General features: G+C 63.5%; 21 protein-coding genes. 13 read left to right on the top strand and 8 right to left on the bottom strand.

From position 1 onward, the window contains the following. Position 1 precedes the first annotated feature (1 nt). The 6 genes from AC0L2D_RS12705 (at position 2) to AC0L2D_RS12680 (ending at position 5821) form a co-directional block, all read left to right on the top strand. Positions 2–1261: an ABC transporter substrate-binding protein gene (locus AC0L2D_RS12705; RefSeq protein WP_013528574.1), complete on the top strand. Its 1260-nt coding sequence runs from the start codon at positions 2–4 to the stop codon at positions 1259–1261. 244 nt (positions 1262–1505) lie between these two features. Continuing rightward, a complete protein-coding gene (locus AC0L2D_RS12700; RefSeq protein ID WP_473541195.1) occupies positions 1506–2435 on the top strand; it encodes a carbohydrate ABC transporter permease in 930 nt (309 codons plus the stop codon). Between the two features lie 11 nt (positions 2436–2446). Then, on the top strand, positions 2447–3286 hold the full coding sequence (locus tag AC0L2D_RS12695) for a carbohydrate ABC transporter permease (protein WP_027161160.1): 840 nt from the start codon (positions 2447–2449) through the stop codon (positions 3284–3286). Continuing rightward, positions 3283–3750, top strand: coding sequence for a DUF4304 domain-containing protein (locus tag AC0L2D_RS12690; RefSeq protein ID WP_013528571.1), 468 nt, complete (start codon positions 3283–3285; stop codon positions 3748–3750). Before AC0L2D_RS12695 ends, AC0L2D_RS12690 begins: the two co-directional genes overlap by 4 nt. 1 nt (position 3751) lies before the next feature. Further along, the gene (locus tag AC0L2D_RS12685) at positions 3752–4807 is read left to right on the top strand and encodes a Gfo/Idh/MocA family protein (RefSeq protein WP_224674745.1); all 1056 of its coding nucleotides are present in this window, start codon (positions 3752–3754) and stop codon (positions 4805–4807) included. Between the two features lie 15 nt (positions 4808–4822). Then, positions 4823–5821: an ABC transporter ATP-binding protein gene (locus tag AC0L2D_RS12680; protein WP_473541194.1), complete on the top strand. Its 999-nt coding sequence runs from the start codon at positions 4823–4825 to the stop codon at positions 5819–5821. A gap of 166 nt (positions 5822–5987) precedes the next feature. On the opposite strand, the gene AC0L2D_RS12675 is transcribed toward AC0L2D_RS12680, so the two are convergent. The 5 genes from AC0L2D_RS12675 to AC0L2D_RS12655 form a co-directional block, all read right to left on the bottom strand. Then, complete coding sequence (locus AC0L2D_RS12675) at positions 5988–6833, bottom strand: fumarylacetoacetate hydrolase family protein (RefSeq protein WP_013528568.1); 846 nt, start codon at positions 6831–6833, stop codon at positions 5988–5990. 219 nt (positions 6834–7052) lie between these two features. Continuing rightward, positions 7053–7784: an SDR family oxidoreductase gene (locus tag AC0L2D_RS12670; RefSeq protein WP_013528567.1), complete on the bottom strand. Its 732-nt coding sequence runs from the start codon at positions 7782–7784 to the stop codon at positions 7053–7055. 186 nt (positions 7785–7970) lie between these two features. After that, entirely contained in the window at positions 7971–10343 is a 2373-nt protein-coding gene (locus tag AC0L2D_RS12665) for an aldehyde dehydrogenase family protein (protein WP_473541193.1), read from the bottom strand. Positions 10344–10413: 70 nt separating this feature from the next. Next, positions 10414–11463 carry a deoxyribose-phosphate aldolase gene (gene deoC, locus AC0L2D_RS12660; protein WP_013528565.1) on the bottom strand — a complete coding sequence of 350 codons (1050 nt, stop codon included), beginning with the start codon at positions 11461–11463 and terminating at the stop codon, positions 10414–10416. A 152-nt stretch (positions 11464–11615) separates the two neighbouring features. Next, positions 11616–12443 (bottom strand): ferredoxin--NADP reductase, encoded by an 828-nt coding sequence (locus tag AC0L2D_RS12655; protein WP_013528564.1) that lies wholly within the window; start codon positions 12441–12443, stop codon positions 11616–11618. A 221-nt stretch (positions 12444–12664) separates the two neighbouring features. Here AC0L2D_RS12655 and AC0L2D_RS12650 point away from each other — a divergent pair, with 221 nt between their 5' ends. The 7 genes from AC0L2D_RS12650 to AC0L2D_RS12620 all read left to right on the top strand — a co-directional run bounded on the left by AC0L2D_RS12650 (position 12665) and on the right by AC0L2D_RS12620 (position 19414). Then, the gene (locus tag AC0L2D_RS12650) at positions 12665–14749 is read left to right on the top strand and encodes a hydantoinase/oxoprolinase family protein (RefSeq protein ID WP_473541192.1); all 2085 of its coding nucleotides are present in this window, start codon (positions 12665–12667) and stop codon (positions 14747–14749) included. 1 nt (position 14750) lies between these two features. Then, entirely contained in the window at positions 14751–16493 is a 1743-nt protein-coding gene (locus AC0L2D_RS12645) for a hydantoinase B/oxoprolinase family protein (RefSeq protein ID WP_473541190.1), read from the top strand. Between the two features lie 123 nt (positions 16494–16616). Then, positions 16617–17393, top strand: coding sequence for an ABC transporter substrate-binding protein (locus AC0L2D_RS12640; protein WP_473541189.1), 777 nt, complete (start codon positions 16617–16619; stop codon positions 17391–17393). 52 nt (positions 17394–17445) lie between these two features. Beyond that, on the top strand, positions 17446–18576 hold the full coding sequence (locus tag AC0L2D_RS12635; RefSeq protein ID WP_473541187.1) for an aminomethyl transferase family protein: 1131 nt from the start codon (positions 17446–17448) through the stop codon (positions 18574–18576). 59 nt (positions 18577–18635) lie between these two features. Further along, the gene (locus AC0L2D_RS12630) at positions 18636–18842 is read left to right on the top strand and encodes a hypothetical protein (RefSeq protein WP_224674737.1); all 207 of its coding nucleotides are present in this window, start codon (positions 18636–18638) and stop codon (positions 18840–18842) included. 3 nt (positions 18843–18845) lie between these two features. Beyond that, positions 18846–18968: a hypothetical protein gene (locus tag AC0L2D_RS12625; RefSeq protein WP_473541185.1), complete on the top strand. Its 123-nt coding sequence runs from the start codon at positions 18846–18848 to the stop codon at positions 18966–18968. Between the two features lie 68 nt (positions 18969–19036). Next, positions 19037–19414: a Fic/DOC family protein gene (locus AC0L2D_RS12620; protein WP_473541184.1), complete on the top strand. Its 378-nt coding sequence runs from the start codon at positions 19037–19039 to the stop codon at positions 19412–19414. 16 nt (positions 19415–19430) lie between these two features. Here the strand turns inward: AC0L2D_RS12620 and AC0L2D_RS12615 are convergent, their stop codons facing one another. The 3 genes from AC0L2D_RS12615 to AC0L2D_RS12605 all read right to left on the bottom strand — a co-directional run bounded on the left by AC0L2D_RS12615 (position 19431) and on the right by AC0L2D_RS12605 (position 22111). Continuing rightward, positions 19431–20087: a methionine ABC transporter permease gene (locus AC0L2D_RS12615; protein ID WP_027161152.1), complete on the bottom strand. Its 657-nt coding sequence runs from the start codon at positions 20085–20087 to the stop codon at positions 19431–19433. Next, the gene (locus AC0L2D_RS12610) at positions 20068–21165 is read right to left on the bottom strand and encodes a methionine ABC transporter ATP-binding protein (protein ID WP_473541182.1); all 1098 of its coding nucleotides are present in this window, start codon (positions 21163–21165) and stop codon (positions 20068–20070) included. The genes AC0L2D_RS12615 and AC0L2D_RS12610 overlap by 20 nt, the downstream gene beginning before the upstream one ends. 91 nt (positions 21166–21256) lie before the next feature. Beyond that, positions 21257–22111 carry a MetQ/NlpA family lipoprotein gene (locus tag AC0L2D_RS12605; RefSeq protein WP_127369105.1) on the bottom strand — a complete coding sequence of 285 codons (855 nt, stop codon included), beginning with the start codon at positions 22109–22111 and terminating at the stop codon, positions 21257–21259. Positions 22112–22263: the final 152 nt, after the last annotated feature.

Raw genomic sequence — 22263 nt, 5'->3', positions numbered from 1 at the left:
CATGACAACGAAACTACTGACGGCACTGCTTTTGGGCACCAGCATTCTCGGCTCGGCCGGGTTGGCTCACGCCGACGACGTAACGCTCAACATCGAAAGCTGGCGCGGCGACGACCTTGCCATCTGGAAGGACAAGCTGATCCCGGCTTTCGAAGCCAAGAACCCGGGCATCAAGGTGGTGTTCGCACCCTCGGCTCCGACCGAATATGACGCCGCGCTCGGCGCCAAGCTCGCCGCCGGCTCGGCGGGCGACCTGATCACCTGCCGCCCGTTCGACAAGTCGCTTGAGCTGTTCAAGAAGGGCAACCTTGCCGATCTCTCGGCGCTGCCTGGCATGGAGAACTTTTCGCCGGTGGCCAAGTCCGCCTGGCAGACCGACGACGGCAAGGCGAGCTTCTGCGTGCCGATGGCCTCGGTCATCCACGGCTTCATCTACAACAAGGACGCCTTCGACAAGCTCGGCATCAAGGTGCCGGAGACCCGCGACGAGTTCTTCGCCGCGCTCGACAAGATCAAGGCCGACGGCACCTACATCCCGATGGCGATGGGCACCAAGGATCTCTGGGAAGCCGCGACCATGGGCTACCAGAACATCGGCCCCAACTACTGGAAGGGCGAGGACGGCCGCGCGGCGCTGATCAAGGGCGATCAGAAGCTGACCGACAAGGACTGGGTCGCGCCGTATGAGGAACTGGCCAAGTGGAAGCCTTATCTCGGCGATGGCTTCGAGGCGCAGACCTATCCGGACAGCCAGAACCTGTTCACGCTCGGCCGCGCCGCCATCTACCCGGCCGGCTCGTGGGAGATCGGCCTGTTCAACACCCAGGCGCAGTTCAAGATGGGCGCCTTCCCGCCGCCGGTCGAGAAGGCCGGTGACACCTGCTACATCTCCGACCATACCGATATCGGCATGGGCCTGAATGCGGCTTCGAAGAACGCCGATGCGGCCAAGACCTTCCTGTCCTGGGTCGCCTCGCCGGATTTCGCCACCATCTACGCCAACGCACTGCCGGGCTTCTTCAGCCTGAACTCCTCGCCGGTGAAGATGGAAGACCCGCTGGCGCAGGAATTCGTCTCCTGGCGCGGCAAGTGCAAGTCGACGATCCGCTCGACCTACCAGATCCTGTCGCGCGGCACGCCGAACCTCGAGAACGAGACCTGGGTTGAATCGGCCAACGTCATCAACGGCACCGATACGCCGGAAGCGGCGGCCAAGAAGCTGCAGACCGGCCTCGACAGCTGGTACCATCCGGCCAAGTAAGAGCTCAGGTAATGGAACCGGCCGGCTGACGCCTGGCCGGTTCCGGACCACCTCATTCAAAGTGCGCCTATTCAGATTGCGATTGTCGGCACCGCCTCCCGGCCTTACCCTCTCTTCGGGGAAGGCTAGCTGATCAGTCGCAGGCCTTTGTTCCTGCCGCATCGGCAGGAATGGTCGGGCCGTGCATCGAGGCATCATCTAGATCGATACCCTTTGGAACCGAGAGACGGCGGGGACCGAACTCATGGCCGCAGATATCAGAGCGAAAAGACCGTTCCGCTGGCATATAGGCGTCTTCCTGGCGCCGGCGGTGCTTGTCTACACGGCAATCATGATCCTGCCGCTCGCCGGCACGCTGCAGCTCTCGCTGTTCCGCAACATCGAGCAGCAGCAGGTCTTCGTCGGGCTGGAAAACTTCCGCATGCTGTTCGGCGATCCCAACTGGTCGGTGGGTTTCTGGAACGCGCTGAGGAACAACACCTGGTTCTTTATCATCCACATGCTGGTGCAGAACCCGATCGGCGTCATGCTGGCCGCGCTTCTGTCCAGCCCGAGACTGAGGTTCGCGGCCTTCTACCGCACGGCGATCTTCGTGCCGACCATCCTGTCCTTCGTCATCGTCGGTTTCGCCTGGAAGCTGATCCTGTCCCCGTTGTGGGGCGTAGCGCCGCATCTGATGGATCTCGTCGGCCTGAAAAGCCTGTTCACGCCATGGCTCGGCAAGGAGCAATATGCGCTCACCGCACTCAGCCTGATTTCGGTGTGGCAGTTCGTCGGCATCCCGATGATGCTGATCTACGCTGCCCTGCTGTCGATCCCCGAAGAGGTGATCGAGGCCGCCGAATGCGATGGCATCACCGGCCTGGCGCAGTTCTGGAAGATCAAGCTGCCGCTGATCCTGCCGTCGATCGGCATCATCTCGATCCTCACCTTCGTCGGCAATTTCAACGCCTTCGACCTGATCTACACCGCGCAAGGCGCGCTCGCCGGGCCGAACTATTCGACCGACATTCTCGGTACCTTCCTCTACCGCGCCTTCTTCGGCTTCCAGCTGCAGGTCGGCGACCCCAATATGGGCGCGGCGATCGCCACGATGATGTTCCTGATCATCCTCGGCGGCGTCTGCGTCTATCTCTTCCTCGTCCAGACGCGCCTGCGTCGCTACCAGTTCTGAGGGGCCGAGAGATGAGCACCGCCACCCGTTCCGTGCCCCGCACCATCGGCGCCCATGCGATCCTGTTGACCTACACGGTGATCGCGCTGTTTCCGGTGATCCTGGTGATCATGAACTCGTTCAAGTCCCGCGCCGGCATCTTCGGCGCGCCGCTGACGCCGCCGACGCCAAAGACCTTCGACCTGATCGGCTACACCACCGTCATCGGCCAGGGCGACTTCTTCCACTATTTCCAGAACAGCCTCGTCGTCACTGTCGCCTCGCTGTTCTTCGTGCTCCTGTTCGGCGCCATGGCAGCGTTTGCGCTGTCGGAATACCGCTTCCGCGGCAATTCGCTGATGGGGCTCTATCTGGCGCTCGGCATCATGATCCCGATCCGGCTGGGCACCGTCGCCATCCTGCAATTGATGGTGGCGAGCGGGCTGGTCAACACGCTGACGGCGCTGATCCTGGTCTACACCGCGCAAGGCCTGCCGCTTGCCGTGTTCATCCTGTCGGAGTTCATGAAGCAGGTGTCCGACGATCTGAAGAATGCCGGCCGCATCGACGGCCTGTCGGAATACACCATCTTCTTCCGCCTGGTGCTGCCGCTGGTCAGGCCGTCGATGGCAACCGTCGCCGTCTTCACCATGATCCCGATCTGGAATGACCTGTGGTTCCCGCTGATCCTGGCGCCGTCGGAAGAAACCAAGACGGTGACGCTCGGCGCCCAGCTGTTCCTCGGCCAGTTCGTCACCAACTGGAACGCTATCCTGGCGGCGCTGTCGCTGGCGATCATGCCGGTGCTGATCCTCTACGTCATCTTCTCGCGGCAGTTGATCCGCGGCATCACCTCCGGAGCGGTGAAGTGAGCGGCGGGGAAGAAGCTATCGTACAGGCCCTCGTCGAGACAGCGAGCCACTATGGATTCCGGGGCGTTCGCGCCAAAAATTTCTACCGAGAGTGGCCGGAGACGATCTGTGTGCTGAACCTTCAGAAGTCTTCCTGGGGTCCGCAATTCTATATCAACGCTGCTGTCTGGTTTGCACGGCTTGGGCCGGAGCGCCGGCCGAAGGAATACAATTGTCACATTCGTTGGCGCGTCAATTCCCAGATGGAAGACGAGCAGTCGAAAGCGTTCGAGCAGGCGCTCAACCTTGAGCATCCCTTGCCTGATGATCAGAGGCTTTCACTGATCAAGGACGGAGTTGATGCCTATGGCTTTCGACTTTTGTCCCGGTGTGACAGCGAAGAAGCAGCCCTGCGGGTCGCAGATGAATGTGAGCCACAGGTGATGGTGGCTCTCGCAGCCCGCAGTCAAGAAAAGGCGAATTGAAATGGCCCAACCCCTGCGTGTCGTCGTCGCCGGCCTCGGCAATATGGGCCGCAGCCATGCGCTGGCCTACCATACCAATCCAGGTTTCCAGATCGCGGCGCTGATCAATCGCTCCGACGTGCCGCTGCCGGACGGGCTGTCGGGTTACGGCATCAGGCGCTCCTTCGACGAGGCATTGCGTGACGAAAAGCCCGATGTCGCCTGCATCGCCACCTATTCCGACAGCCATGCCGACTATGCGGTGAAGGCGTTCGAGGCCGGTTGCCACGTCTTCGTCGAAAAGCCGCTGGCAACGACGGTGGCCGATGCCAGGCGCGTCGTCGCGGCGGCCAAGGCCAACGGCAGGAAGCTGGTGATCGGCTACATCCTGCGCCATCACCCGTCCTGGATCAGGCTCATCGCCGAAGCGCGCAAGCTCGGCGGCCCCTACGTCTTCCGCATGAACCTCAACCAGCAATCCTCGGGCCATACCTGGGAGACGCACAAGCAGTTGATGCAGACGACCTCGCCGATCGTCGACTGCGGCGTGCACTATCTCGACGTCATGCTGCAGATTACCGATGCGAAGCCCGTGGAAGTGCGCGGCATGGGCGTGCGGCTGACCGACGAGGTCGCGCCCTCGATGTACAATTACGGCCACTTGCAGGTGCTGTTCGATGACGGTTCGGTCGGCTGGTATGAGGCCGGCTGGGGGCCGATGATTTCGGAAACCGCCTTCTTCGTGAAGGACGTCATCTCGCCCAATGGCTGCGTGTCGATCGTCATGAAGGAAGGTGTGAAGTCCGATGACATCGACACCCACACCAAGACCTCGACCATCCGCCTGCACAATGCGGCGACCGACGCGGACGGCAAGTTTCTCAAGGCCGACGAAATGCTGTCGATGGCAGGCGAACCCGGCCATCAGGACCTCTGCGACCTCGAACAGGCCTTCGTGCTGAAGGCAATCCGCGAGGATCTGGACCTCGCCAAACACATGGACGACGCGGTCAAATCGCTCGCCGTCTGCCTTGCAGCCGACGAGAGCGTGCGCAGCGGCGCCGCCGTCAAACTCTAGAACAGGGACGAAGCCGTGGGCTCGCTGAACATCGAGAACGTGAAGAAGGCCTTTGGGCCGGTCGAGGTGCTGAAGGGCATCAACCTCGAAGTGAACGACGGCGAGTTCGTTGTCTTCGTCGGGCCGTCCGGCTGCGGCAAGTCGACCCTGCTCAGGGTCATTGCCGGGCTGGAGGATTCGACCTCGGGCCGCGTCGTCATTGACGGCGCGGACGTTTCGGCCACGCCGCCGGCCAAGCGCGGCATCGCCATGGTGTTCCAGACCTATGCGCTCTATCCGCATCTGACGGTGAAGAACAATATGGGCCTCGGCCTCAAGCAGGCCGGCACGCCGGCGGCCGAGATCGAGCGCCGCACCGGCATAGCCTCGTCGATGCTGTCGCTGGAGCCCTATCTCGAAAGGCGGCCGGCCGAACTCTCCGGCGGCCAGCGCCAGCGTGTCGCCATCGGCCGCGCCGTGGTGCGCGAGCCGAAGCTTTTTCTCTTCGATGAGCCATTGTCCAACCTCGATGCCGCACTGCGCGTCAACACAAGGCTGGAGATCGCGCAGCTGCATCGCCGGCTGAAGGCAACGATGATCTACGTCACCCACGACCAGGTCGAGGCGATGACCCTGGCCGACAAGATCGTAGTGCTCAACGCAGGGAAAATCGAGCAGATCGGTGGCCCGATGGAGCTCTACAATTCGCCGGCAAATGAGTTCGTCGCCGGCTTCATCGGCTCACCGAAGATGAATTTCGTCGACGGCGCCCGTCTCGGCGAAACCGCCAAGACAATCGGCGTGCGGCCGGAACATCTGACCGTCGATCCGAAATCCGGCTCCTGGAAGGGAACGGTGGTGCACGCCGAGCATCTCGGCGCCGACACCAACCTCTATCTCGACTGCGAGAAGGCCGGGCTGATCACCGTGCGGATTTTTGGTGTTTACGATGCCGAGCCGGGTGCCACGCTGTATGCGACGCCGGATCCGGCGAAGACGTATCGGTTTGGTGCGGATGGGAAGGTGCTGAAGTAGATACGCCGGCGCAGCCCCCTCACCCAGCCTCCGCTTCGCTCGGCTGACCTCTCCCCGAGGGGAGAGGAGATTGTCAGCGCCGACGCCAGTCTCTTCTCCCCAGCGGGGAGAAGGTGGCCGCGAAGCGGCCGGATGAGGGGGCAGCGCCGACCCCGAAATGTACTGCCTAAACGTCCGCCTTGAACGTCTGCTTCTGCTGCCCCAGGCCTTCAATGCCCAGTTCAACCACATCGCCGGCCTTCAAGAACACCGGCGGCTTCATGCCCAGCCCGACGCCGGGCGGCGTGCCGGTGGAGATGATGTCGCCGGGGTGCAGCGACATGAACTGGCTGAGATAGGACACCAGATATTTGACGCCATAGACCATGGTCTTGGTCGAGCCGTTCTGCATCGTCTTGCCGTTGACGGTCAGCCACATTTTGAGGTTCTGCGGGTCGGCCACTTCGTCTTTGGTCACCAGCCATGGGCCGGTCGGGCCGAATGTGTCGCAGCTCTTGCCCTTGGTCCACTGGCCCTGCCGCTCGGCCTGGAAGGCGCGTTCGGAGACGTCGTGGGCAACACTATAACCGGCGACATAGTCGAGCGCATCGGCCTCGCTGACATATTTGGCGGTTTTGCCGATGATCACGGCCAGCTCGACTTCCCAGTCGGTCTTCTCCGAGCCGCGAGGGATCAGCACGTCGTCATCCGGCCCGACAATGGCCGAGCTCGCCTTCATGAAGATGATCGGCTCCGGCGGCACGGTGGCGCCGGTCTCGGCGGCGTGGTCGGAATAGTTCAGGCCGATACAGATGAACTTGCCCGTGCCGGCAACGCAGGCGCCGAGGCGCGGGCTGCCGGAAACCGCCGGCAGCGACTTCGGATCTAGCTTGGCGAGTGCTGCCAGCGATGCCGGATCGAGTGCCTTGCCGCCGATATCGGTGACGTGAGCGGAGAGATCACGGATCGTTCCATCCGCATCGAGCAGGCCGGGACGTTCGCTTCCCACCTCGCCATAGCGCAGCAGTTTCATCTAAATCCTTCTCCTGATTGCGGCCTCGTGGCCTTTTGCAAACTTTCCGCCAAGGCGATTGCTCCTTCAAGGAACCGGCGGACCGTACCCATCGACCTGACTACGGACAAGCGCGATCGCCATACAAGATAGCCGGCGCGCGGGATTTTCAGACTGTTCGATCCCCTGTTAAACGTCGGCAACGGGCCAGATCGTCCGGCCCACGCAAGATTTCCGCAGTCAGATCGACCAGCCGCCGTCGATATTGTAGGCCTGCCCGGACGTGTACGTGGCGCCGGCCAGGTAGACGGCCAGATCGGCGATTTCCTCCGGCGTGCCGAGCCGGCCCATCGGCTGGCGGGCGATGAAGGCGGCGCGGGCGGCATCATAGTCGCCTTGCGCGTGCATGCGGTCCTGCAGCGACGGGCTCTCGACCGTGCCGGGGCAGATGGCGTTGCAGCGTATGCCCTTGCCGACATAGTCGGCGGCTATCGCCTTGGTCAGGCCGATGACCGCGGCCTTGGTCAGGCCATAGACGAAGCGGTTGGGCACGCCCTTGGTGGAACTGGCCAGCGAGGCCATGTTGATGATCGATCCGTCGCCGCGTTCCAGCATGCCGGGCAGCACGGCCCGGCTGGTGCGGATCATGGCGCGGACATTGAGGTTCAGCGCGAAATCGAGGTCGCCGTCCTTCATCTCCAGGATCGAGCCCGAATGGACGAAACCGGCGCAATTGAACAGCACGTCGACGACACCGATCTCGGCAAAGGCGGCGTTGACGGCTTCGTCGTTGAGCACGTCCAGCTTGCGGGTCTTGATCCCTGGCGTCTTGGCGAGTTCCGCCAGCAGCGTCTCGTTGATGTCGGTGGCGTAGACGATGGCGCCGGCTTTTGCGAAGGCCAGTGCGCTCGCCTTGCCGATCCCTTGCGCCGCTGCCGTGACGACAACGACCTTGCCTGCCAGATCCGCCATGCTGTTCTCCTCGTCCGCTGGGATAGTCCGGGTCTACCTGCGGCTGGCCAAGGCGTCATGTGCCAGTCACGCGTGATCGTGCAGCCTGCGCCGTCGACCGTTCACTGATAAAGATGTTTTTTCTCGTTAAAGAACATCTGTCCGGGCGTCAAGCACGAACACGATCTGAACGGTACCGGCAGGCCATCAATCGCCGTAAGGCACCCAGACATTCTTGACCTCGACGGCGCGGCGCAGGAAGGCGTCGCCGGCGGCTTGGTCGGATGCCCAGTCGATGCCGCGGCCATTGCCGCTCCAGACGCGCTTGAGGTTGCCGATGGACGCGGCCTCCGCCTTGGCGCAGGTCTCGGCATCGGCGAACACCCAAAGCCCGTCGACATCGTCATGCTTGGCCAGCACGCCGGCGAGTTCGGCGCTGCGACCGGTGACGATGTTGATGGCGCCTGAGGGAATGTCGGAATATTCGATGACCTGGTAGAGATCGGTCGCCAGCAGCGGGTAGCGCTCCGACGGCACTGCGACCACGGTGTTGCCCATCGCGAGTGCGGGTGCAATCAGCGAGATCAGGCCGAGCAGCGGCGAGGCATCCGGCGCGACGATGCCGACGACGCCGACCGGCTCGTGCAGCGCCAATGTCACGGCACGCGCGGGCGGTTGGTGCACGCGGCCCTCGAATTTGTCAGCCAGACCGGCATAGAGGAACAGGCGCTCGATGGATTGTTCTACCTCTTCCCGCGCGGCCTTGGGCGTAGCGCCGGTCAATTCGGTGAGACGGGCGGCGAACTCGCCGGCGCGGCCGGAAAGGTTCTCGGCCAGATAATAGAGCACCTGGGACCTGTTATAGGCGGTCGCCTCCGGCCAGGCCTTGGCACCGCGGGCGGCGGAGACGGCATCGCGGATATCCTTGCGGCTACCGAGCCCAACTTCGCCGGCAAGCTTGCCCTTGGCGGTGGCGATGGCGAGCGAATAATTGCCGTCCGGCCGTACCTGCTTGCCGCCGATGAACAGCTTTGCCGTGCGGTCGATTGCCGCGCCGTCGGCCTGCTCGACCGGTTGCGCCGACATCGTCGCCGGCTTGATGACCGGGCCGAGCGGCAATTTTGCCGTGAGATATTCGAACATGCCCTCGCGCCCGCCCTCACGACCGAAACCACTCTCGCGGTAGCCGCCGAAGCCACAGGCGGCGTCGAACATGTTGGTGCCGTTGACCCAGACCACGCCGGCCTTCAATTGCGGCGCGACGTGCAGGGCAAGGTTGACATTCTCGCTCCACACCGAGGCGGCGAGGCCATAGCGCGTGTTGTTGGCGAGCTCGATCGCTTCCTCGGTGTTGCGGAAGGTCATGGTCGCCAGAACAGGGCCGAACACCTCTTCTTGCGCCAATATGTTAGCCGGCGAAACACCTGTGGCGAGCGTCGGCAGATGGTAGTAGCCGGAGGACGGCAGCGCGGCATCCGGCTGCCAGCAGACAGCGCCCTGTCTGGCGCCTTCGGCAACCAGGCCCTTGACGCGGTCAAGCTGGGTCAGATCGACGAGCGGACCGATATCGGTGTTCTTGTCCAGCGGGCTGCCGACGCGCAGCCGGCTCATCCGCGTCTTGACCTTGGCGATCAGGGCGTCGGCTATGCCTTCCTGCACCAGGAGCCGCGAACCGGCGCAGCAGACCTGGCCCTGGTTGAACCAGATGCCGTCGACCAGGCCTTCGACGGCGCTGTCGAGATCGGCATCCTCGAAGACGATGAAAGCCGATTTGCCGCCGAGCTCCAGCGACAGTTTCTTGCCCGAGCCGGCGGTGGCCTTGCGGATGATCTTGCCGACCTCGGAAGAGCCGGTAAAGGCGATCTTCTGGACGCCGGGATGGTTGACGATGGCGACGCCGGCCTCAGGGCCGCCCTGGACGATGTTGACGACGCCCTTCGGCACGCCGGCACGCTCGCAAATCTCGGCGAACAGGATGGCGGTCAGCGGCGTGAACTCGGCCGGCTTCAGCACCACGGTGCAGCCGGCGGCGAGCGCCGGCGCGATCTTCCAGGCCAGCATCAGCAACGGAAAGTTCCACGGGATGATCTGGCCGACGACGCCGACACCCCTATGGCCGGGGAAATCCCTGTCCAGCGCCTGCGCCCAGCCGGCATGGTGGATGAAATGGCGGATCGCCAGCGGCACGTCGATATCGCGGCTTTCGCGGATCGGCTTGCCGTTGTCGATGGTCTCAAGCACCGCGAACAGGCGCTGATGCCGCTGCATGGCGCGGCCGATGGCATAAAGCACCTTGGCACGCTGATAGCCTGAGGCTGCCGACCACTTCGGCAGCGCCTTGGCGGCGGCCGCAACCGCCGCGTCGATATCGGCGGCATTGGCGTCCGAGACCTCGGCCAGCAGCTTGCCGGAAGACGGCTCGCTGGTCTCGAAGGTCTTGCCGCCGGCAGCGGCTTTCCAGTCGCCGCCGATGAACAGCGCCTTGCCGAAATCGCGCGCGGCAAGCCAGGCGTCGGCCTCGTTGCGGGCCTCCGGTGCCGGGCCGTATTCCATGGCGTGATAGCGATCGAGAATGTTCATCAGGTGCCTCCTTCACCCTCCCGCCTGGGAGGGTCGATCGGCAAAAGCCGATCGGGGTGGGGGTAAAGGCTTACGCCATCGCGTGGCGATGATTGGCCGAATAATGTCCGGTCAGATGGTGCTCGAGCTGGCGCTCGATGTCGGTCAAGAGGCTCGACGCGCCGAAGCGGAACAGGTCCGGCTCCAGCCATGGCCGGCCGAGCTCTTCCTTCATCAGCACCAGCCAGTCGAGCGAGGCCTTGGCCGTGGAAATGCCGCCGGCCGGCTTGAAGCCGATGAGATAGCCGGTTTCCTCGAAATAGGCCCTGATGGCACGCACCATGGCGAGGCCGACGGGCAGCGTCGCGTTGACGCTTTCCTTGCCGGTCGAGGTCTTGATGAAATCGGCGCCCGCCATCATCGCCACCATCGAGGCCAGCATGACATTGCGCAGCGTGGCGAGGTCGCCGGTGCCGAGGATGACCTTCAGATGCGCATCACCGCAGGCGGCGCGCATCGAGACGATCTCATTGTAAAGCTCCCGCCACTTGGCGCCGAACACCAGGCCGCGCGGGATGACGACGTCGATCTCGTCGGCGCCGTCACGGACCGAGGCCTCGATCTCCTGCAAACGGGTCGACAGCGGCGCCAGGCCATGCGGAAAGGCGGTGGAGACGGCGGCGACATGGATGCCAGTGCCGCGCACCGCATCGACGGCGGTGGCAACGAAGGGGTGGTAGACGCAGACGGCGGCCGGGCGGATGGTTTCACCTGATATGCCGAGGCCCTCGACAATGTCGCGGCGGAACGGGTTGATCGCCTTGGCGCAGAGCCGGCGCACGCGCTCCTCGGTGTCGTTGGAATTCAGCGTCGTCAAATCCATGCAGGCGACGGCGCGCAGCAGCCAGGCGGCCTGGTTGTCGGCCTTGATCGAGCGCCGCTTGGTCAGGCTGGCGACGCGCCGTTCCAGCGCCGAGCGATTGACGCTGCGCACCGATTCCATGAAGCCAAGGTCGAGCTTCATGCCGGGGTTGCGCGCAATGCGATGGTCCGGTGGAACGGCTGTATTGGCGGCGGCACGCGCCGGCAGCGGCGTCACCTTGGACGGGCCGACATCGGCTTCGCGGATTGTGCTGCTCATCTCCTGCCCTTTCATTCAGCGACGTGTGCCGAAGATAGCCCGTGAAGCCGTACTTCACGAGTCCTGCGGGCGGTCATAACCGAAAAAGGCGGCGAAAGCAGCAATTTTTGACCGTGCGGTCAAAAACGTAGACTTCGAGATGTTGGTGCGGCTCAGCCGACGAAGGCGCGCTCGACGACAAAAGTCGCCGGATGGCTCAGCGAGCCTTCCTCGAAGCCGAGGCTTTCGGCCAGTTCCTTGACGTCCTTCAGCATATGCATCGAGCCGCAGATCATGATCCGATCGGTTGCCGGGTTGAGCTTGTCGATGCCGAGATCGCTGTAGAACTTGCCGGAGCCGATCAGCGCGGTGATGCGGCCCATGCGTGCCGATTCCTCGCGGGTCGTCGAATTGTAGAGCGTGACGCGCCCAGTGGTCAGTTCACCGATCAGCGGGTCGCTTTCAAGTGCTGCGACCAGCTCCTGGCCATAGGTCAGCTCGGCATTGTCGCGGCAGGTATGGGTCAGGATCAGTTGATCGAATTTTTCGTAGGTGTCGGGGTCGCGCAGCAGGCTGGCGAAGGGCGCGATGCCGGTGCCGGTCGAGATCATGAACAGCCGCTTGGCCGGCGTCAGCGCGTCGACCACCAGCGTGCCGGTCGACTTCTGGCGCATGATGACGGTGTCGCCGACCTGGATCTTCTGCAGCTCCGAAGTCAGCGGGCCGTCCGGCACCTTGATCGAGAAGAATTCCAGCTCTTCGTCCCAAGCCGGGCTCGCCACCGAATAGGCGCGGTACACCGGCTTCTCTGCATTGGGCAGGCCGATCATGACGAACTCGCCGGAGCGGAAGCGCAGCGACTGCGGACGGGTGATGCGGAACGAGAACAGCCGGTCGGTGTAGTGCTTCACCGAGACCACGGTTTCGGCATAGACATTGGCCGGAATCGGGAACTGCAGCGGTCGGGCGCCGACGGTGTTGAGAGCGGATGTGGTGTTCATCAAATCCAACCTTCTGGCCCAGCTCACGGACGCGGGCGCCAAACCTTCACCTGCGCGCCCGGACCATTCAGGTCCCGGCGTGCTGTTCGCACACTCCAAAGCGGCAAGCTCTTGTGTCCGGAATTTATTAGTATACAAACGATATTTGCGTCAAGATGCTCCCTTAAAACAGCTTTCCAAACTGACGCATATCCGTAGTCCGCGCATTTCGGGTTTCGACGATGGAAGAGAATATTTCGGCGCAAGCGCGCGAGTCCCGGGGAAATGTCGTTGCCGGTATCGATGTCGGCGGCACCTTCACCGACCTGCTCCTGATCGACGGAAGCGATGGCGGCAGGGTGTATCTGGCCAAGACGCCGACCACGGTCGACAACCAGGCCTTCGGTGTCGTTTCGGCACTCGGCGCCACCGGATTTCCGATCGACGGCATCGACCTCATCGTGCATGGCACGACCACCACCACCAATGCGGTGCTCGAACGCCGGCTGGCGAAAACCGGCATGATCACCACGCGCGGTTTTCGCGACGTGATCGAGCTTGGCCGGCGCACGCGGCCGCAGGCCTATGGCATGACCGGCAGCTTCGTGCCGATCATCCCGCGCAATCTCAGGCTCGAAGTGTCGGAGCGCGTCGAGGCGTCGGGTGCGATACGCACACCGCTCGACGAGGCCGAAATGCGCGAGGCGGTGCAGACGCTGATCGCGGCCGGTTGCGAATCCCTCGTCATCCATTTCCTGCATTCCTACGCCAATCCGGCGCACGAGCGGCGCGCCACCGAAATTGCCGGCGAGCTCTGGCCGAACGGCTACATCACGGCAGGCCATGCGCTGCTGTCGGAGGCGCGCGAGTTCGAGCGCGGCGTCACCGCTTCGGTCAACGCCTCGGTGCAGCCGATCCTCGAGCGCTATGTCGAGCGGCTGCGCAAGGAACTGGCTGCAAAAGGCTATGCCCGCGACTTCCTGATCATGAACGGCAATGGCGGCATGATCTCTGCTCGCTTCGTCACACGTGAATCGGCCAAGACTGTCATGTCCGGTCCGGCCTCGGGCGTCATCGCCGCCGCCTACACCGGAAAACGTGCCGGCTTCGAAAACCTCGTCACCTACGACATGGGCGGCACTTCGACCGACGTGGCGCTGATCCGCAATGCCGAGCCGGCCGTCTCGAACGAGATCGAGATCGAATATGCCATGCCGATCCATGTGCCGATGGTGGCGGTGCACACGGTCGGCGCCGGCGGCGGCTCGATCGCCCGCGTCGACGCGGCCGGCCTGATCCAGATCGGCCCGGAAAGTGCGGGCGCCAATCCCGGCCCGATCTGCTACGGGCGCGGCGGCCTCGAGCCGACCATCACCGACGCCAATCTGGTGCTCGGCCGGCTGGCGCCGAAGAAGCTGCTGGCAGTCGAAAACCCGGTCACATCAGAGCGCGTCACCGGCATCTTCGAGGAGAAAATCGGCAAGCCGACCGGCCTGTCCGGCGTCGAGGCGGCGGGCGCGGTGCTGCGGCTCGGCAACATGAAGATGGCCGGCGCCATCCGCATGGTGTCGGTGTCACGCGGTCATGACCCCCGCGATTTCGCGCTGTTCGCCTTCGGCGGCGCCGGGCCGCTGCATGCGACTGCCCTGGCGCGCGAACTCGGCCTGCCCAAGGTGCTGGTGCCCGCGCGTCCAGGCATCACCAACGCGCTCGGCTGCGTCGTTGCCGACCTGCGCCACGACTTCGTCAACACCATCAACCAGCCGGTGTCGGTACTCGACGAAACGCGACTTCATGCGGTATTGGAACGGCACCGAAACGAAGGTGAGGAGCTGATCGGCAAGGAAGCGGTAAAGCCGGAGACGATCCGCGTCACCCACTCCGCCGACATGCAGTTCGTCGGCCAGACCCACATCATCAACGTGGCGCTGCCGTCTTCCTCGGTGACGCGGGCAACGCTGCAGCAGCTTTTCGAAAAGGCCTATTTCGCCCGCTTCAAGGTCGAGCTGCCGGAAATCCGAGCCAATCTCGTCAATCTCAATACATCGGTCACCGGCGTGCGTCTGGCGATCGATCTGTCGCGCCTGATCGATCCGGCGGGGCGCGCAGCAACGCTCGACGAGGCGCGGCGCGAAATCCGGCCGGTCTGGTATGCCGGCCGTTGGCACGACACGCCCGTATATGCGCGCGAAAAGCTGCCGCTCGATGCTATCATCGAAGGCCCGGCGATCCTCGAACAGATGGACGCCACCACCGTGCTCGAACCCGGCGACCGCGCACGCAGCGACGCTGACGGCAACATCATCATCGACATTGGCGAGGCCTGATATGGCAAAGCTCGACGCCATCACCCTTTCGGTCCTCCAGGCGGCCCTGCAGCAGGTCTGCGACGAGATGGACCTTACGTTCTCTCGCGCCGCTTTCTCGCCGGTCATCGCCGAGGCCAATGACCGTTCCGACGGCATCTATTCGGCTGTCGACGGTTCGCTGATCGCGCAAGGCAGCCAGGGCCTGCCGGTGTTCGTCGGTGTCATGCAGTATTCGACCAGGACGGTGATCGAGATGATCGCCGACGGCCGTTGCCTGCCGCCGGAACCAGGCGACATCTACGTCGTCAACGACCCCTATCTCGGCGGCACCCATCTGATGGATGTGCGCTTCGCCATGCCGGTCTACCGGGACGGCAAGATTTTCTGCTGGCTATCCAACACCGGCCACTGGCCCGACATTGGCGGCTCGGTGCCGGGCGGATTTTCAGCCTCGGCGACTGCCGTGGAGCAGGAAGGCCTGCGACTGCCGCCCGTAAAACTGTTCAAGAAGGGCGTGCTCGACCCGGAAATCTACGCCATCATCTGCTCCAACATCCGCGTCGCCGACCAGCGCATCGGCGATATCAGGGCCCAGGCCGCCGCACTGCTGATCGGCCAGGATCGGCTGAATCGAATCCTGGATCGTTACGGTGACGAAACTGTTGTCGCGGCGATCGCCGAACTGCGCCGCCGTGCCGCCGAACAGATGCGCGCCAACATCTCAGCCATTCCCGACGGCACCTACCATTCGAAGGCCTTTGTCGATTCCGATGGGGTGGTCAACGAGCCGCTGATCATCGCGCTCGGCGTCGAAAAACAGGGCGACACGCTGACCTTCGATTTCACCGGCTCGTCAAAGCCCTGCGCCGGGCCGATGAACAGCGTGCTGGCGACGACCCTATCCTCGGTCTATCTCGCCATGCGCCACATTTTCCCGGATGTGCCGATCAGCGCCGGCGCGTTTGAACCCCTGATCGTCAAGCGGCCGGAAGGCACGTTCCTCGACGCCAAATATCCGCGGCCCGTCTCGGGCTGCGCCGCCGAGGTGTCGCAGCGCATCGCCGAGGCGGTGTTCGCGGCGATGGTGCAGGCGCTGCCGGACAAGGTGACCGCCGCACCCGCCGGTTCCAGCGGCAATTTCGCACTCGGCGGCAACGACCCGGCACGCGGCCGCGACTACGTCATGTACCAGATCTCCGGCGGCGGTTATGGCGGCAATTCAGGCCATGACGGCCTGACCAATGGCTGCTCGACCATCGGCATCTCCAAGTCGCCGCCGGTCGAGATCATGGAACAGGCATTCCCGGTGCTCTACCGCCACTACGCCTTGCGTGAAGGCTCCGGCGGCGCCGGCAAGCATCGCGGCGGTTTCGGCCTCGCCTATGAGGTGGAAATCCTGCGCGGCGACGCCCGCGCTTCCTTCGTCATGGACCATGGCCGGTTCGGCCCGCAGGGCGCGCTTGGCGGCAAGGACGGCGCCGTCAACACGGTGACCGTCTTCCGCAACGGCGAGGAACACGTGCCGCCGCATTTGTCCAAGGAACAGGACATTGCGCTCAAGGCCGGCGACCGTGTGCGCGTCGGCACGCCGGGCGGCGGCGGCTACGGCGATCCGCTGCAGCGCGATGCCGATCTTGTGCTGCGCGACGTGGCGCTGGGGTACTACACATCAGAGGAAGCCACCGAGAAGTTTGGCGTTGTCCTCTCGGCCGGGGAGTTGGCCATCGACCGGACGGCCACCGACAAGCAGCGCGTCGGCTAACACATCACCGATCGCTCGCCTGGTCTGCTCGCCGCGCCGCGATCGCCGCAGCGCATGTCGTTTCCGTCTCCGCCGCGCGCCTGGAAGACCGTAGACTTCCCGCTTTCAACGGGGATCTCGAACATGCGTCTTTTCGGTCGTTTCGTGCTTGCCGCTTCCGTCGCCCTCACCCTTCCCACGGGTGCCGCCTCCGCCCAGGACAAAAAACTCAGGATCGGCACCGAAGGCGCTTATCCGCCCTTCAACTACGCCAGCGCCGACGGCACGCTGGGCGGCTTCGACATCGAGCTGGGGAAGGCGCTGTGCGATGAGATGAAGGCTGAGTGCGAATTCAGCGTGCAGGATTTCGATGGTTCCATACCGGCGCTGCAGGCCGGCAAGTTCGACGCCATCATCAACATCACCATCACGCCCGAACGGGCCGAGAAGGTCGAGTTCACCCACAAATACTACCAGACGCCGCCGGCCATCGCCGTGCCGAAGGATTCGACCATTGCAGGCACTTCGCCTGAAGACCTGAAAGGCAAGGCGCTCGGCGTGCAGACCGCGACCATCCACCAGAAATTCGCCGACCAGAAATATGCAGGCTCGACGGTCAAGGCCTATCCGACGGGCGACGATGCCCGCACCGACATGGCCAATGGCCGCCTCGACGCGATGATGGACGGGTCGATCATCCTGACCGAGTGGTTGAAGAAGCCAGACGGCGCCTGCTGCAAGCTGCTCGGCACGCTGACCGCCGATCCGGCCATTCACGGCCCCGGAGTCGGCATCGCGCTGCAAAAGGGCAATAAGGAACTGGCCGACAAGCTCAATGCGGCCATCGACGCGCTGCGCGCCAATGGCAAGTACAAGGAAATCAACGACAAGTACTTCTCCTTCGACGTCTACGGCAGCTGAGAACGACAACATGCCTTCCGGCAGCGCCGGCTGGCGCTGCCGTTTTTCTTGAATGATGGAGACTTCCTTGGCTGAGCGGCGTTCCCCTTTCTACAGCAGCATCGTCGGGCTGGGCGCGACCATGGGTCGTGTCGGGGGCGATTTCATCTCCGCTAAAACCTATTCCGGCATTGCCGACGAGCATCTGAACACCCGCAAAAATGTCGGCGTGCAGGATCTCAGCACCATGGGCAAGATGGACATCAAGGGGCCGGACGCCGAGGCGCTGGTCAACCACGTCATCGTCAATGATGCCGCGGCCATGAAACCGGGCCAGGTCCGCTATTCCACCGTCTGCCGCGAGGATGGCGGCATCATGGACGACCTCACCGTGTTTCGGTTGGGTCCGGAGCACTTCATGCTGGTAACCGGCTCGGTCAACCGCCTGAAGATGCTGCCCTGGCTGTTGCATCACGCGCAGAGTCGCAAAGCCTATGTCACCGACATAACCGCAGCCATCGCCTTCCCGACCATCCAGGGTCCGCGCTCGCGCGAACTGTTGAAGGCGATGATCTCGGATGCCGATCTGGACGGGCTGAAACGCTGGTCGTTCACGTCAGGCCACATCAACGGCACGCGGGTGCTGATCTCGCGCACCGGGGTCACCGGCGAGCTCGGCTTCGAGCTGTTCGTGCCGGCCGACGAGGCCGCTTCAGTCTGGGACGCGCTGATGCGGACCGGCCGGGACTTTGGCCTGAAACCCTATGGCGTGCTGGCAATGTTCACGCTCGGGTTGGAAAAAGCCTATCCGGCACACGGCATCGACATGGATGAGAGCCGCACCCCGTTCCATGTCGGCCTCGACCGCTGGATCAAGTTCGACAAGGGCGATTTCGTCGGCCGGCAAGCTTTGCTCAAGGTCCGCGACAAGGGCCTCGACGAGCAATGGGTCGGCCTGATCCTCGACGGCGACACGCCGGCCGCCACCGATGCCAGGGTCCTGGCCGATGGCGAGGACGCCGGCATCGTCACCTACAGCGATCACGGCTATTCCCTGGGCAAGGTGCTGGCCACGGCGCACCTGCGGCTGCCTTTCACCGCGATTGGCACCGAACTCAGCATAGACATCGATGGCAGGCCGAGCCGGGCGGTCGTGGCGCCGATACCGTTCTTCGATCCCGAGGGGGGGAGGTTGCGCGGCTAACTGGGCTTACCCTGGAAATCATTTTGGTCTCTCCTCAATGGTTATGATATTGTCTCGAAATGAAGTCTCCTAGCTCAAGAGCCAGCCGTTCAGCCAAGACCGGCCAGTTCGTACTGACCAGCGAGCGCGGCGAGAAAATCAGCGCCGTGGAAGGCATGACGTTATCGCCTCGCATGGCGAAATTACTCGCCCAAGGCGTACGACACGGACTGTCCGGTGATGAGCGGCGTTCGCTCATCAAGGAAGAAATCCGCAAGAAGAAATAGACGTTGGTCTACGCCGCTGAGTTCGATCCGCTGTGCTACCCCGGCACGACGGTGCTCATTAACCTGTTGGACATCCGCGACCAGGCTGAGCTTGATGAAGTCGAGCTCGCGCTGTTCCCGCGCTGACGAGCCATTGCCGGCAGGCGAACTCGACTACCGTCACTATCTCGGCCTGCACCGGCACCTGTTCCAGGATGTGTGGCTGGGCCGGTCAGCCGCGCACCATCCGCATCGGCAAGGCCGGCAATTGGTTCTGCTATCCCGAACACATCGCCACCGAGATGGCGCGGGTCTTTCGCGAACTCGGCAATCCCGACCGCTTAGCTCATCTCGACGGCACCAGCTTTGCGAAGCATCTGGCGCACATCGTCGCGGAGATCAACGCCGTGCATCCGTTTCGCGAAGGCAACGGCCGAACCCAGCTCACCTTCCTTGCGATGCTCGCCGAGCACGCGGGCCTGACATTCAATGCCGACATCCTTGAAGGGGATCGCGTCATTCAAGCCATGATCGACAGTTTCAGCGGTTCAGAAGCGTCATTGCAAGCACTGATAGAAGATATCATCGCCTAGTTCGTCGGCCTAACAATCACCCCCGTCTATCCAGCCTCGCCACCAACCGATCCCCCACCCATTGGATGCCGCAGACCAGGATGATCAGCACGATGACCACTGCGATCATCACCGACGTCTCAAAACGCTGGTAGCCGTAGCGGATGGCGAGGTCGCCGAGGCCGCCGGCGCCGATCGCGCCGGCCATGGCTGACGCACCGATCAGCGTCACCAGCGTCACCGTGAAGCCGGCGACGATGCCGGGCAGGGCTTCTGGCACCAGCACCTCGCGGATGATCGTCCAGCGGTTGCCGCCCATGGCGCGCGCCGCCTCGATCAGCCCGCGATCGACTTCGCGCAGCGACACTTCGGCGATGCGCGCATAGTAGGGCGTGGCGGCGATCGACAGCGGCACGATGGCTGCCCATGTGCCGATCGAGGTGCCGACGATCAGCCGCGTCACCGGGATCAGCGCCACCAGAAGGATGATGAAGGGCACCGAGCGGAAGCCGTTGATGATGGCGCCGAGCGCCCGGTTCACCCAAAGGCTTTCGGCAATGCCGCCGCGTTCGGTAGCAATCAGCGCCAGGCCGAGCGGCAGGCCGAAGACCAGCGAGATGAGGCCGGAGGCGGCCGTCATCAGCACCGTCTCCCAGATCGAACGCAGCAGAAGTTCAAACAGGATTGGCGACATGGCCAAGGACCTCCACCCGCGCCTGGCGGGCCTTCAGGAATGTGATGATGTCAGCAAGATGATTTGCATCGCTGCCGGGAACCGAAAGGAACAGCGTGCCGACCGGCTGCTGCTGGATATGGTCGATGCCGCCATGGACGAGGCGGAAGGCGCCTGGAACAGCCGTGGCAAGGTCGGACAGCAATGGCCTGCTTGCCGCTTCGCCGGCCACATCCACGCGCAGGATCGTCTCCGCGCCGGCCGCCGGCAGCAGCCGGGCCGCCAGTTCGGCTGGCAGCTGCGGCCGGATGGCGCCGAGCAGGCTTTTGGTGATGTCTGATTGTGGGTCGGCAAACACCGACCAGACCGGCCCTTGCTCGACGATGCGTCCGGCGTCGATCACCGCCACGCGGTCGGCGATGGAACGGATCACCTCCATCTCATGGGTGATCAAAAGGATGGTCAGGCCAAGCTGGCGGTTGATGTCCTTGAGCAGTGCGAGGATGGAGCGCGTCGTCTCCGGATCGAGCGCCGAGGTGGCTTCGTCCGACAGGAGCAGCGCCGGGCGCGCGGCAAGCGCCCTGGCGATGCCGACCCGTTGCTTCTGGCCGCCCGACAGCGACGCCGGATAGGCCTTGGCTTTCTGCGACAGGCCGACAAGATCGAGCAGTTCGGCGGCGCGCTTCAGCCTCTCGGCTTTCGGCCGGCCCTCGATCTTCAGCGGCAGCGCCACATTGTCCTCGACGGTCTTGGCCGACAGCAGGTTGAAATGCTGGAAGATCATGCCGATGCGCCGCCGCAGCGGCTGCAGGTCGCGCTCGCCGAGCCGGCTGATCTCGCGGCCCTCGATGAACACCTCGCCGGAGTCAGGCCGTTCCAGCCCGTTCAGGCAGCGGATCAGCGTCGATTTGCCGGCGCCGCTGCGGCCGATGATACCGAGGATCTCGCCCTTGCGCACGGTCAGCGAAATGCCGTCGAGCGCCGCCGTCACACCGAAATGGCGCTTCAGGTCGACAAGGCGCACGACATCCTGAGATGCGTCGGGCCGGGTCTGGGTCGGATCGGCGGTCTTCCCGGATGCCGTGATATGCTGGTTCATGAATATTCCTGTTCCCGAAAACGCAATCGCGGCCCGCGCCTGAGCGCGGACCGCTGTTGCTCTCGAACCGGGCTTCCGGCCGAGGACCGGATCAATAGGCGCTGAGGCCGGTGCCCTTGTAGACCTTGTCGAACTCGGCCTTCACCGCCTCGTTCTGATAGGAAGCCACCAGCGTCTTCACCCAGGCCTCGTTCTCGTTACCGGTCTTCACCGCGATGAAGTTGCGGTAGGGATTGTCGGCGATAGGCTCCTGCGCGATGCGGTTTTCCGGCGACAGGCCGCTTTTCAGCGCCCAGTCGGTGTTGACTACGGCCGCATCGAGATCCTCGACCGAGCGGCCGACGATACCGGCGTCAAGTTCCTTGATCACCACCTTCTTCGCGTTCTCGGCGATGTCGGCGGTGGTGGCCAGAATGCCGGTGCCATCCCTGAGCTTGATCACGCCCTCGTTCTGCAGCACGCGCAGCGCCCGGCCTTCGTTGGATGGGTCGTTGGGCACGCCGATGACCGCGCCCTCGGGCAGGTCGGCAACCTTCGTGTATTTCTTAGAGTAGAGGCCGATCGGCCAGACGCCGGTATAGCCGACACGGACGATGTGGTAGCCTTGAGTCTTGATCTGGTTGTCGAGATAGGGCTGGTGCTGGAAGGCGTTGGCGTCGATCTCGCCGCGCTCCAGCGCTTCGTTGGGCTGGGTGTAGTCGTTGAATACCACCGTCTCGATGGCAAGGCCCTTTTCGGCGGCTTGCGCGACGACGACGCGCCAGACGTCCTCGTCCTCGCCGCTGATGATGCCGACCTTGATCGCCTTCTTGTCCTCGGCAAACGACGCATGCGGTGCAATCAGGCTGCCGATCGCGACGACCGAGGCGAACAGCAGAGCAAGGCCACTGCGCCGGTTGACGGTTGACCCGGGGGAAGATGGCAAAGTGTTCTTGAAGTCAGTCATGATTGATCTCTGCGGTTGTGAAGTCATGGCAGCGAGGCGGATTGCCTAGCCCTTGGTCGCATCCTCAGAAATTCTATCAAGTTTATCAAAGAACGCGTTTCGCCATTCTCGCCAAAGCCGGGAATATTCTCTCAAAATTTTCAAGAGCGTGA

The organism is Mesorhizobium sp. WSM4833 (genome assembly GCF_055811095.1).
The sequence above is the reverse complement of the archived record's forward strand: the minus strand, read 5'-3'. Positions and strand labels throughout refer to the sequence as shown.